Consider the following 12,177-nt stretch of genomic DNA (forward strand, 5'->3'; position numbering starts at 1 on the left):
AGGCATGGCCAATTTCTCGAAGTCGAACGTGCCGCAGTTCTCGGTCGACGTGTACCAGAACGAGTACCTGCCGGAGGGCGGCCGCGAGGTCAACGCGATCGTCACGGTGAGTTCGACCGGCGGCGGCACCATCGGAAGCGCGGTCGGCGCGCCGCATCTGTACACCGCGGGTCAGGGCCCGGACGCCGCCGTGGCGATCATGGTCGACTGTTCGGGCTCGATGGACTACCCGCCGACCAAGATGCGCAACGCCCGCGACGCGACGGCCGCCGCGATCGACACCCTGCGCGACGGAGTCCACTTCGCGGTGATCGGCGGCACACACGTCGCCAAGGAGGTCTACCCGGGGGGCGGACGGCTCGCGGTGGCCGGCACGGCCACCCGCGACCAGGCCAAGCAGGCACTGCGCAAGCTGAGCGCGGGCGGCGGTACGGCGATCGGCACCTGGCTGCGGCTCGCCGACCGGCTGCTGTCCTCGGCGGAGGTGTCGATCCGGCACGGCATCGTGCTCACCGACGGCCGCAACGAGCACGAGTCGCCCGAGGACCTGAAGGCCGCCCTGGACTCCTGCGCCGGACGCTTCACGTGTGACGCGCGTGGAGTCGGCACCGACTGGGAGGTCAAGGAGGTCACCGGGATCGCCTCGGCCCTGCTCGGCACCGCCGACATCGTCGCCGACCCGGCCGCCCTCGCCGCCGACTTCACGCAGATGATGGAGACGGCCATGGGCAAGGAGGTCGCCGACGTGGCCCTGCGGCTGTGGACGCCGGTCGGCACCGAGATCAAGTTCGTCAAGCAAGTGGCGCCCACGGTCGGGGAGTTGACCGACCGTCGCACCGAGGCCGGCCCTCGCGCGGGCGACTACCCGACCGGCTCCTGGGGCGACGAGTCCCGCGACTACCACGTGTGCGTCCAGGTCCCGACTGCGGGACTGGGCCAGGAGATGCTCGCCGCCCGGGTGTCGCTGGTGATCCCGCAGGGCGACGGCAGCGTGCAGAACCTCGGCGCGCAGGGGCTCGTACGGGCCGTGTGGACCGACGACATGGTCGCCTCGACGTCCATCAACCCTCAGGTCGCGCACTACACAGGCCAGGCCGAACTGGCGCAAGTCATCCAACAGGGTCTCGATCTCCGCAAATCAGGAGATGTCGATGGAGCAACGGCCAAGCTGGGACGGGCCGTTCAGCTCGCCAGCGCCTCCGGCAACGCCGATACTGCGAAACTGCTCGCGAAGGTGGTGGACGTGGTAGACGCCGCGGCAGGTACTGTGCGATTGAAGGCAAGGGTCGAAGAGGCTGACGAAATGACCCTCGAGACACGGTCCACAAAGACTGTTCGTGTAAAGAAGTAGCGAGCCCGGTTCCCGCGGGGAACCGGAGAAATCCGGTCACAACGGCCGGAAAAGGAAAGGGGGAAGCACCGACATGCCGACATGCCCGAACGGACACCAGTCGGGTTCCGACGACTGGTGCGAGGTCTGCGGCCACCGCATGGCCGGTGCCGTGCCCCCACTGCCTCCCCCGCCGCCGCAGGGCGCCGGTTACGGCTATCCGGCGCCCGGTTCACCGCCTCCCGGCCCCGGCGGCCGGTCGCACCTGTCCGCCGTGCCGGAATCCGAGCCGGAGCTCTGCCCGCAGTGCCGTACGCCCCGTGAGGGCGCCGCGCCGTTCTGCGAGGAGTGCCGGTGGAACTTCCTGACCAACACCGCGACGTCGTACACACCGGCGGCACCGCGTCCGCCCGCCTCCGCGCCGGGCGGTCCCGGCGGGGCCTCGCCGTACGGCGGCCCCGGTGGTCCGGGCGGCTCCGGCGGTCCCGGCGGCCCGAACCCCGCGCTGCGGTTCCAGCAGCAGGGGCCGGGGCAGCCGGGCGGTCCGGGTGCCGGCGGCCCCGGTCACGACCCGTTCGACTACCAGAGCTCGCGGCCCTCACAGATGAACCGGCCCGCCGAACCGATTCCGCCGGGCCCGCAGGCCCAGCCGTACGGCGGCCCCTCGGGCTTCGGCGGCGACCCGTCGCGTCCGGTCCCGCCGCCGCCCGGACCCACTCCCGGCGGCCCCGGTGCCCCGCAGCAGGCCTACACCCAGCAGCCCGCCGCGCCCTTCACCCAAGGCGGACCGCCCCAGCAGGGCGGCCCGCAGTCCGGCGGTCCGTCGGGCTTCGGCGGTGACGACGACTGGGTGATCCCCCCGCCGTCGTCCGGTTCTCCGGGCGGCCAGGGCGGCCCGGGTCAGGGCGCCGGCTACGGCTACCCGCAGCCCGGCACCACCCAGGCCCCGCCCGGCTACCAGCAACCGCAGCAACAGCAGCAGCCGCTGTCCTGGAGCGCGACCATCGGGCCGGACCGCGAGTACTTCATGGCGATGATGCAGCGCTCCGGGCCCGAGGCCGCGGGCCTGAACCTGCCCGCGTACTCGCCGGAGCAGCAGCGCCGGCTCGTCGGCAACCAGATCACCATCGGCCGCCGCCGGCATTCCACCGGCGACACCCCGGACATCGACCTGTCGGTGCCCCCGGAGGACCCGGGCGTCTCGCACCAGCACGCGGTCCTGGTCCAGCAGCCGGACAGCAGCTGGGCCGTCGTCGACCAGAACTCGACGAACGGCACCACGGTCAACGGCGGCGAGGAGCCCATCCAGCCGTTCGTGCCGGTGCCGCTGCAGGACGGGGACCGGGTGCACGTCGGCGCCTGGACGACGATCACGATCCGCCGGGGCTGAGCGGGCTCCGGGGTCCGCGCACCGGACCCCGGTCGCCCGCGGGCTCACGGCAGCGGCCAGGCGTACGGCCCCTCGGGGTCGTCCAGCCAGGCCCAGGCGCGCTCCTCGCCGACCGTGATCCCGTACCGCTCGCGCGTCGGCTGCCCCTCGCGCTCCCACAGCGCGTAGGCGTCGTGCGGGTCCAGGCTGCCCGCCGTCAGGGCCACCAGGAACCGGAACAGGTCGTGCCCGCGGGCCCGGCGCGGCAGCCCGCCGAGCCGGGGCGGCTCCGGCTCGGACCGGGTGGCGCCGCGCAGCGGCACGAAGAAGGCGGGCGTGTGCAGGAAGCGTCCCTCGGCGTGCTCGGCGTCCCGCACGCGCAGCGCGATCAGGCCGGTGGCCATCGGCGCGAGGATACGGGCGCCGGGGCCGCACTGGGGCAGCCAGGCGCGCGGGATCGTGGTCAGGGTGCAGGTCGCGACGATCCGGTCGAAGGGAGCGCGCTCGGGCACACCGCGGGCGCCGTCGCCGGTGACGACGGTCGGGTGGTACCCGGCGACGGCCAGATGCCGTCGCGCGGCCTCGGTGATCTCCACGTCGAGGTCGATGGTGGTCACCAGGTCGTCGCCCAGGCGGTGGGCGAGCAGGGCCGCGTTGTAGCCGGTCCCGGCGCCGATCTCCAGGACGGCGTCCCCGTCCCGTACCGCCAGCTCGGTCAGCATCTTCGCCATCAGCGACGGCTGGCTGCTGGAGGAGACCAGCTCCCCGTCCCGCACCCGGGTCGCCAGCGGGGCGTCCGCGTACGCGCCGCGCAGCCAGCGGTCCCTGGCCCGCGGGTCCGGGTCCTCTCCCCACACGCGCTCGAAGCCTCCGGTGACGCCGATGTAGTAATAGGGCACGAAGAGGTGGCGCGGGACGGCCTCGAAGGCCTCCCGCCAGACCGGGTCGCTCTCCCAGGCGCCGCTCCGCTCGATCTCGCGCACCAGGGACGCCCGCGCCTGGTCGGCGAGGTCCTCGGGGTCGGTGTCGAGAGCGTGCGCCATACCTCCACTGTGCTGCGGGACGGGCCGCGAGGCGAGCGCCGGACCCGGCCGGTCCGGAGCGGGTCCGTCCCCCGCGCTGCGCGTGGTCCTAAGCCTTGAGTCCTCGGTCACCCCGTCTGAGAGCATGGGGACGTGAAAGAGATTCGGCGCGGCACGCTTCAGGAGCAGACCTTCTACGAGCAGGTCGGCGGCGAGGAGACCTTCCGGCGCCTCGTGCACCGTTTCTACGAGGGTGTCGCCGGGGACCCGCTGCTGAAGCCCATGTATCCCGAGGAGGATCTGGGCCCGGCCGAGGAGCGCCTCACCCTGTTCCTGATCCAGTACTGGGGCGGCCCGACGACGTACAGCGAGAACCGCGGCCACCCCCGGCTGCGGATGCGGCACGCGCCCTTCAAGGTCGACCAGGCCGCGCACGACGCCTGGCTCGAGCACATGCGCGCAGCCGTCGACGAGCTCGGCCTCTCCGAGGAGCACGAGCACACCCTGTGGAACTACCTGACGTACGCGGCCGCTTCGATGGTCAACACGGCGAGCTGATCACCGGTCCGACGATGAACACGGCAAGCTGATCACCGGTCGCTGACGCGCGCATTCCGGTCGCGCGACGTCGGATTCCGGTCACAATCCGGTCAAGGCCGCCCTACAAGCGCTTACCTCCGGGCCCTCCCCTCTGAAAGCATCGCGCGACAGCCAGAGATCCGGAACGAACGGCGGGGGGCCGGGTGACGGGGTTCGTCCTACTGCGCGCGCGGGCACACCGTCTGCTGCTGTTCGCCGCGCTGCTCACCGTCCTGCTGACCACCGCGGTTCTCGCGACGCTCACCGCGTACTCGGGCGCCATCGGCGACGCCTCACTGCGCCACGCGCTCCAGGACCCCGCCAACGCCGCCGACACCTCGCTGCTCGTCCGCGCGGACGTCCCCTCGGACCGGCGGGCCGCCGCCGACGAAGCGGTCCGCGCGGGGGCCCGGAGCACCTTCGACGGATTCCCGGTCGCCGTGCGCACCCTGGTGCGTTCGGGCCCGTACGCACTCCCCCGTTCCCTCCAGGCGCCCGCCGCACGGGCCGGTGACCCGGACCTCACCCACTTCGCCGCCCTCGACCACGCCCAGGTCCGGATCACCGCGGGGCGGCTGCCCGCGCCGTCGGACAGCTCCGTCCTCGATGTCGCGCTGCCCGCCACGGCCGCCGACCGGCTGGGCCTGGGACCGGGAGCGCGCCTCACGCTCGTCGACCGGCTCGGCGGCCCGAAGGTGCGCGTCCGGATCTCCGGCCTGTACCGGCCCGCCCGGCCCGCCGCGGCCTACTGGCGGCTGGACGAACTGGGCGGACGCGGGATCAGGAAGGTCGACTTCACGACGTACGGCCCCCTGCTCGCCGACCGCGGCACCCTCACCGGCGGCCGGGTGAGCGCCGGGGAGTCCGCGTGGCTGGCGTCGGCCGACTTCTCGGCCCTGACGCCCGCCGGGATCGGTGCCCTGCGGGGCGCGGCCCGTGCGGGCCAGTCGGAGCTGCGCAAGGACCCCGCCCTCAGCGGGGCCACGGCCGTGACGACCTCGCTTCCCGAAGTCCTCGACAGCGTCGATCGCTCACTGCTCGTATCGCGCTCCACCCTGCTGATCGTCGCCCTGCAACTGGCGCTGCTCACCGGATACGCACTGCTGCTGGTCGCCCGGCTGCTGAGCGCCGAACGAACGGGCGAGACACGGGTGCTGCGGGCCCGGGGCGCCTCACGGGGCCGGATCGCCGGGCTCGCGGCCCTGGAGGCGCTGCTGCTGGCCGTGCCCGCGGCCCTCTGCGCGCCCCTGGCCGCCGGGCCGCTGACCCGGCTGCTCGCCGGACTGGGCGCGCCCGCCCGGATCGGACTGCACCTCGACTTCGCCGCCGGGCGCGGCGGGGTGTGGCTGGTGTCGGCGGGGGTGGCGCTCGGGTGCGCGCTGGCCGTGACGGTCCCGGCGCTCACCTCCGGGAACGGGCCTGCGGGACGGGCGCGTCCGCTGCCCGCCCCGGTGCGCGCGGGCGCGGACGTCGGCCTGCTGGTGATCGCCGCGGTCGCCTACTGGCAGCTGGACCGGCAGACCTCCGGTGCCCTGAGCGGCGACGCCTCCCGGGCCGCGGGTACCGGCCGGGACACCCTCGGCATCGATCCGCTCCTGGTCTCGGCACCCGCCCTCGCGCTGCTCGCCGGAACCGTGCTCACCCTGCGGCTGCTGCCCCCCGTGGCCCGGCTCGCCGAGCACCGGGCGGCGCGCGGCCGCGGACTGCCCGCGGCCCTCGCGGGATGGCAGATCGGCCGCCGCCCGATGCGCGGCGCGGGACCGGTCCTGCTCCTGGTGCTCGCCGTGGCGATGGGGATGCTCGCCATCGGTCAGGGCGCCTCCTGGGACCGCTCGCAGGACGACCAGGCGGACTTCCGGGCCGGCACGGCCGTGCGGGTGTCCGCGGGCGACGACACCGGCCCGGGCCAGGCCGCCACGTACACGGCGCTCCCGGACGTCCGTGCGGCGGCGCCCGCCGCGCGGACGACGCTGCCGCTGTCCGGCAGCCGTACGGCGACGGTCCTCGCGCTGGACACGACGCACGCGGCGGACGGGGTCCTGCTGCGCGGCGATCTGGCCGGCCGGCCGGTGAAACCGCTGCTGGCGGGGCTCGCCCCGAAGGACGCCACCGAGGGCACCAAGATCCCGAAGGGTTCGACGCGGCTCGGCCTGACGATGCGGCTGCGCAGTTCCGGGGAGGGGGCGACCGCGGACGTGTCGGTCACGCTGGAGGACGGCTTCGGGACGCCGTACACCGTAGGGACCGGTGAACTGCCCGGCGACGGAAGGCGGCACCCGCTGTCGCTGGATCTCCCGTCGGGCCCGCTGAAGTTCACCGGACTCCAGCTCGACATGACCCAGCCCGTCGACAAGGCACAGCGACACCGGCTCGATGTGGATGAGTTGAGCGTGACGGACGGCGACGGGACGCGGCGGCGGCTCCCGCTGCCGACCGCCTGGGACACCACCTCGGTGACCAACAGCACGGCGGCGTCACCGGACGCGTCCACCCGTCCCGCACCCCCGGAGACGGCACATGCCTCGGACAAGGACCTCTCGGTCCGCTACGGCACCGGTTACGTCCCGCACGACTTCGGCTGGCAGATCACCTCACTGACGGTCCGTCTGCAGGCCCACAGACCACCGGCTCCGCAGATCGGCGCGATCGCGACCGACCGCTTCCTGAAGTCGGCGGGCGCACGGAAGGGCCAACGCCTCGACGTGCCGTTCGCCGGTACGACGGTCCCGGTACGGATCGTGGACACCGTACGGGCGCTGCCGACGACCTCGGACAGCGACGGCGGGGGCGGGGCGCTGCTGGTCGATCTCCGGTCCGTGAACCGGGTGCTGCAGTCGCGCCAGGGGCTGAGCGTCGCGCCCACCGAGTGGTGGCTGCACTCCGAGCCCGGCGGCGCGGCACGGGTGGCGGCGGCGCTGCGGGCACTGCCCGGCATCGATCCCTCGCAGGTCGTCGTGCGCGACGAGATCGCCGAACGGCTGCGCGACGACCCGTTCGGGGCGGGCCCCCAGGCCGCGTTCGCCGCGGCGGCCGTCGTGGCGGCGGCGCTGGCCGCGGTCGGTTTCGCGGTGAGCACGGCCGGATCGCTGCGCGAGCGCGGCGCCGAGTTCGCGGTGCTCAGGGCGCTGGGTGCCCCGCGCCGCCAGCTGGCCCGTCTGATCGCCGCCGAGCAGGGCGTCCTGGTCGCCCTGGCGCTGGTGGTGGGGGTCGCGCTCGGCACGGTGCTGACCCGGGCGGTCGTCCCGCTGATCGTGCTGACGTCGGAGGCCGACCGGCCGGTCCCCGGGGTCCTGGTCCAACTCCCGCCTGCGCACGTCGTCGTGCTGCTCGCGGCCGTGGCCGTGACACCGCTGGCCATCACGGCGGCCCTGGCGCTGCGCCGCCCGGACGCGGCTGGTTCGCTGCGCCGGCTGGGAGGTGAGTGACATGGCCGGGACCGGTGGGGGAAGGGCGGTCCGCGGGGGCCGGACGAGGGTCGCGGCACCCTGGGTGCGCACCCGGCTGCGCGCCGCGCCCGGGGCGGCCCTCGCCCTGGCTCTGCTCGTCGCGCTGACCGCCTGCCTCGCCGCCGCCTTCCCGCGCGAGCTCGACCGGTACGAGGACGCGGGGCTGCGCCGGGTCCTCGACGACGCCTCGGCCCGGCGGACCACGATCCACCTGTTCGCCCCGCAGCCCGGTCTCGAACTCCCGCAGGAGCAGCGGGAGAAGGCCCTGCGCCCCGCCGCCCTGCGCGAGGGGTACGCCGACGTGCTGGCCGCGGTGGACGAGCCCCTGGTCATCGACCGTGAGCAGTCCTCGTACGGGGTGTTCACCACCAACCCCACGGCCGCGCTGGACCCTTGGCTGCCGCGGCCGACCGGGCTGCCCACCCGTATCGCTCTCGTCGCGCAGAACGGCCTCGGCGATCACTCCCGGCCGGTCTCCGGGCGTCTTCCACGCTCGACGGGCACGGTGACCGCGGCGACGCCCGAGGTGGAGGGCGCCGTCACCGCCGAGACGGCCAGGACCCTGCACATCAAGGCGGGTTCGGTGGTCCATGTGACCGCCGTGGAGCGTGCGCCGCTGGCCGTACGGATCACCGGAGTCGTCGAACCGCGCGAGCCCGGCGGCGCGTACTGGACGGCCCAGCCGGTGGTCCGCAAGCCGTCCCTCGTCCAGCTGCCCGACCAGGGCGGCGACGCGGACAAGTACTGGCTCGGCGCCCTGCTGCTGCCGCCGGACGCGGCGCCCGTCCTGCTCGGCACGCCCGCACGGCCCGAGCGGTACTGGCAGTTGGCCCCCGACCCATCCGCTCCGGCCGCCCACGACGTGCCCCGGCTGGCCTCCGCGATCGCCGCTCTGGAGTCGGGCCCCGGCCTGGCGCGGGTCCGTGAACACGTGGACCCGCTGGCCGACGCGAACACGGATCTGGACGACGTCCTGAAGTCCTTCACCGAACTGCGCTCCGGCATCGCCCCGTTGGTGGCCGTGGCCACGTTCGGCACGGGCACGGTCGCCGCCGTCGTGCTCCTCATGGCGAGCGGTCTCGCCGAGGACCGCCGCCGCGCCGAACTCCGCCTGCTGCGGGCCCGCGGGGGTTCGCTGCGCGGCGTCTTCGGGCGTCTGCTCGCCGAGACGGCGGTCGTCGCCGTCCCGGCCGGAGCCCTGGGTCTCGTCGCCGCCCTGCTCGCCGTCCCGCACGGCCGGGCCGACCACGCGGTGACCGCCGCGGTCGCCGTGACGGTCCTGGCCTGCTTCGCCCTGCCGGTACGCGCCGCGCTCGCCCACCGCGCGGTGAGCGTCCACGGGGCGCGCGAGGACATCGCGTCCGTACGTCCCTCACGGCGCCGCACGGTCGCGGAACTCACCCTGCTGGTGCTGGCGACAGGGGCGGTCGCGGCCCTGCGGCGCAGGGGAACCGGCACGACGGATTCCGCCGGAGCCTCCGGGGATCAGCTGGTCGCCCTGGCACCGGTGCTGGTGGGTGTCATCGCCGCCCTGGTCCTGGTGCGGCTCTACCCCTTGCCCCTGCGGCGCCTGTCCGGCCCCGCGGGGCGGCTGCGGGGAGCGGTCGCCCATCTCTCGCTGGCCCGCGCGGGCCGCACGTCCACCTCCACGGCGCTGCCACTGCTGGCGCTGCTCACCGCTCTCACCACGGCGGCCTTCGGCGGTTCGGTCCTCGCGGGCGTCCACGACGCCCGCGACCACGCGGCCCTCCTCGCCACCGGAGCCGACGCCCGCGTCGAGGCGACCCATGCCCTGCCCGCCTCTCTCCCCGACCGGGTCCGCCGGACACCCGGCGTGCGCGAGGTCACGCCGGTGAGCGTCGCCTACCGGGCCCAGACCGGAGTGGGGTCGGGCACCGCGGGCGAGACGGTGGCGGTGGTGGGCGTGGAACCGGGGGCTTACGGACGCCTGGCCCGGGAGGTCGGACTCGGCGGGTTCCCGGAGGAGAGCCTGCGGGCACCCCGGTCCGGCCCGGGCCGGAGCGGGACCAGCGCCGACACCACCGACGCCTCCACCGACGACTCCACCGGCACCGGAGCCGGCTCCGGCGGCACTGCGCTTCCCGCCATCGCCTCCCCCGCGGTCGCCGATCTCTACGGCACCGACCCGGTGTCCGTGCTGATGGAGGACGGCAGTCACGTGACCGTGCGCATCGCGGCGGTGCGTGAGCTGACGCCCGCCGTGTCCGACCTGGACTTCCTGGTCGTGGACCGGCGTGGCCTCACCCCCCGTGCCGCCCGCCCGACCGCGCTGCTCGTGACCGGCGACCACCTCGACGGGGGCGCGCTGCGCGAGGCGGCGGGCACCGGCGTGGACGTACGGCTGCGAGCGGAGTCGCGGGCGCGGTACGTCGACTCACCCCTGCAGTCCGGCGCCGAGCAGATCTACACGGCGGCGGTGGCGGCGGGCGCCGGCTACGCCCTTCTCGCCCTGCTGCTGGCCCTCGTACGCGCCGCCCCCGAACGCGCCGCGCTCCTCGCCCGGCTGCGCACGATGGGTCTCACCCGTGCCCAGGGGCGCCGCCTGCTGGTTCTGGAGTCCCTTCCCCAGGCCCTGCTCGCGGCGGCCGGCGGCGCGCTCACGGGCTGGGCGGCGATCCGCCTCCTGTCACCCGGAATCGACCTGACGGCCATCGCCCTCGCCGCCCACAGCACGCCCGCGGGGACCGCCCGGCTCCGCACGGACACGCTGTCGCTGCTCGTGCCGTCGGCCACCGTCCTGGCTCTCGCGACGGGCATCGCGGCGGCGCAGGCGTGGTGGACGGGGAGACGCGGATCGGTCCGGGAGCTGAGGGCGGGGGACAGCCGATGAGCGGGCGGGGGACAACGGCTGAGGAGAGGCCGGGGACGGTTGACGCGGAGGAACCGAGGGCACGTGACGAGGCGGAGCGAGGAGCAACCGATGGGGAGAGGCGGAGGACAACTGATGCGAAGCACCTCTGAGTCGGCGCGGAGCGGTCCGGCGCCCGTCGCGGTGGCGGGCACCCGGGCGGCCGGATTCACCGCCCGCCCCGGGGCGGGCGCCACTCCTCCCGCGCACACCCACACCTCGAACCGGGGCCCGACCACCGCTCCGGGTGCGGCTCCGGGTGCGGCTCCGGCCGCCGCTTCGGGCACTACCCCGAGCACCGCCCCGGGCACTGCACCGAGCACCGCTTCGCGTACCGCTCCGGGCACCGCTTCGCGCACCGTCCCGGCCACCGCCCCGAGCACTGTCCCAAGCACCGCCCCGACCGCCGCTCCGGGCACTGACCCGAGCACCGCTTCGCTTACCGCTCCGGGCACCGCTCCGGGCACCGCTCCGGGCACCGCTTCGCGTACCGCTTCGGGTCCCCGATCGAGCGGCGTCACCAGGAGTCGGTCATGACCACCGCCCGCCCCACGGACGCCGCCGGCCCCGCGAACCCGGCCGACCCCACGTTCGCCGACCTCGCCGATCGCGCGGCCGCCCGCCGTGACCTTCCCGCTTACGGCCACGACGCCCTGATCACCTGCGACCGTCTGGTCCGGATCTTCTCCACCGACGGTGTGGAGGTGCAGGCGCTCCAGGGCCTCGATCTGCTGGTCCAAAAGGGCGAGTTGATGGCGCTGGTCGGTGCGTCGGGAAGCGGCAAGTCGACGCTGATGAACATCCTGGCCGGCCTGGACACCCCCACCGCGGGCGCGGCGCGCGTCGCGGGCCGTGATCTCCTCACGATGGGGGCGAAGAAGCGCCTGCGCTATCAGCGGGAGGTCGTCGGCTTCGTCTGGCAACAGACGTCACGCAACCTCCTGCCGTACCTGACGGCGGCCCAGAACGTCACCCTGCCGATGCAACTGGCCGGTGGCCGCACGAGCCGCCGCGCCCGGTCCGAACGCGCCCTGGAACTACTGGAGTTGCTGGAGGTCGCCGACTGCCGCGACCGTCGCCCCTACGAGATGTCGGGAGGCCAGCAGCAGCGCGTGGCGATCGCCGTGGCCCTCGCCAACGCCCCCGCCGTCCTGCTCGCCGACGAGCCCACCGGCGAGCTCGACTCCCACACCGCCGAGCAGATCTTCGCCGCGTTCCGCACCGCGAACGAGCGCCTCGGCACCACCGTCGTGATCGTCACCCACGACCAGGCGGTCGCCTCCGAGGTGCGCCGCACGGTCGCCATCCGCGACGGCCGTACCTCCACGGAGGTCCTGCGCCGCACGGAAGTCGACGCGGCGACCGGTCAGGAAGCGGTCGTGGCCCGCGAGTACGCGATGCTCGACCGGGCCGGCCGCCTCCAGCTCCCCGCCGAGTACACCCGGGCACTCGGCATGCGGGACCGCGTGGCACTGGAACTGGAGCAGGACCACATCGGCGTATGGCCGGACGAGCGCCCACCCGAGTGACACCGTCGCGAGGCGGGCCGGACGGGACGGCCG

7 protein-coding genes are annotated in these 12,177 nt (G+C 74.7%); 6 read left to right on the plus strand and 1 reads right to left on the minus strand.

Features of this window, described 5'->3' with window-relative positions:
* Window positions 1-4 precede the first annotated feature (4 nt).
* Window positions 5-1,351: a VWA domain-containing protein gene (locus tag OG788_RS17585; RefSeq protein ID WP_351546906.1), complete on the plus strand. Its 1,347-nt coding sequence runs from the start codon at window positions 5-7 to the stop codon at window positions 1,349-1,351.
* A 73-nt stretch (window positions 1,352-1,424) separates the two neighbouring features.
* Complete coding sequence (locus OG788_RS17590; protein ID WP_406371889.1) at window positions 1,425-2,720, plus strand: FHA domain-containing protein; 1,296 nt, start codon at window positions 1,425-1,427, stop codon at window positions 2,718-2,720.
* 44 nt (window positions 2,721-2,764) lie between these two features.
* On the opposite strand, the gene OG788_RS17595 is transcribed toward OG788_RS17590, so the two are convergent.
* Window positions 2,765-3,742: a methyltransferase domain-containing protein gene (locus tag OG788_RS17595; protein ID WP_406371891.1), complete on the minus strand. Its 978-nt coding sequence runs from the start codon at window positions 3,740-3,742 to the stop codon at window positions 2,765-2,767.
* A gap of 132 nt (window positions 3,743-3,874) precedes the next feature.
* On the opposite strand from OG788_RS17595, the gene OG788_RS17600 reads away from it, so the two are divergent.
* The 4 genes from OG788_RS17600 to OG788_RS17615 all read left to right on the plus strand — a co-directional run bounded on the left by OG788_RS17600 (window position 3,875) and on the right by OG788_RS17615 (window position 12,144).
* Window positions 3,875-4,279, plus strand: a complete 405-nt coding sequence (locus tag OG788_RS17600; RefSeq protein WP_351546899.1) for a globin — start codon at window positions 3,875-3,877, stop codon at window positions 4,277-4,279.
* Window positions 4,280-4,464: 185 nt separating this feature from the next.
* On the plus strand, window positions 4,465-7,725 hold the full coding sequence (locus OG788_RS17605; protein ID WP_406371893.1) for an FtsX-like permease family protein: 3,261 nt from the start codon (window positions 4,465-4,467) through the stop codon (window positions 7,723-7,725).
* Window position 7,726: 1 nt separating this feature from the next.
* Window positions 7,727-10,597, plus strand: coding sequence for an ABC transporter permease (locus OG788_RS17610; protein WP_406371895.1), 2,871 nt, complete (start codon window positions 7,727-7,729; stop codon window positions 10,595-10,597).
* Between the two features lie 551 nt (window positions 10,598-11,148).
* Entirely contained in the window at window positions 11,149-12,144 is a 996-nt protein-coding gene (locus OG788_RS17615; RefSeq protein WP_406371897.1) for an ABC transporter ATP-binding protein, read from the plus strand.
* The last annotated feature ends 33 nt before the right edge of the window (window positions 12,145-12,177 follow it).

Source organism: Streptomyces sp. NBC_00647 (assembly GCF_045207245.1).
Taxonomy (GTDB): Bacteria; Actinomycetota; Actinomycetes; order Streptomycetales; family Streptomycetaceae; genus Streptomyces.

Bases quoted from the DNA above. Each gene is read 5' to 3' on its own strand.
- OG788_RS17595 (WP_406371891.1), bottom strand. From the start codon at position 3,742: ATGGCGCACGCTCTCGACACCGACCCCGAGGACCTCGCCGACCAGGCG.
- OG788_RS17585 (WP_351546906.1), top strand. From the start codon at position 5: ATGGCCAATTTCTCGAAGTCGAACGTGCCGCAGTTCTCGGTCGACGTG.
- OG788_RS17590 (WP_406371889.1), top strand. From the start codon at position 1,425: ATGCCGACATGCCCGAACGGACACCAGTCGGGTTCCGACGACTGGTGC.
- OG788_RS17615 (WP_406371897.1), top strand. From the start codon at position 11,149: ATGACCACCGCCCGCCCCACGGACGCCGCCGGCCCCGCGAACCCGGCC.
- OG788_RS17610 (WP_406371895.1), top strand. From the start codon at position 7,727: ATGGCCGGGACCGGTGGGGGAAGGGCGGTCCGCGGGGGCCGGACGAGG.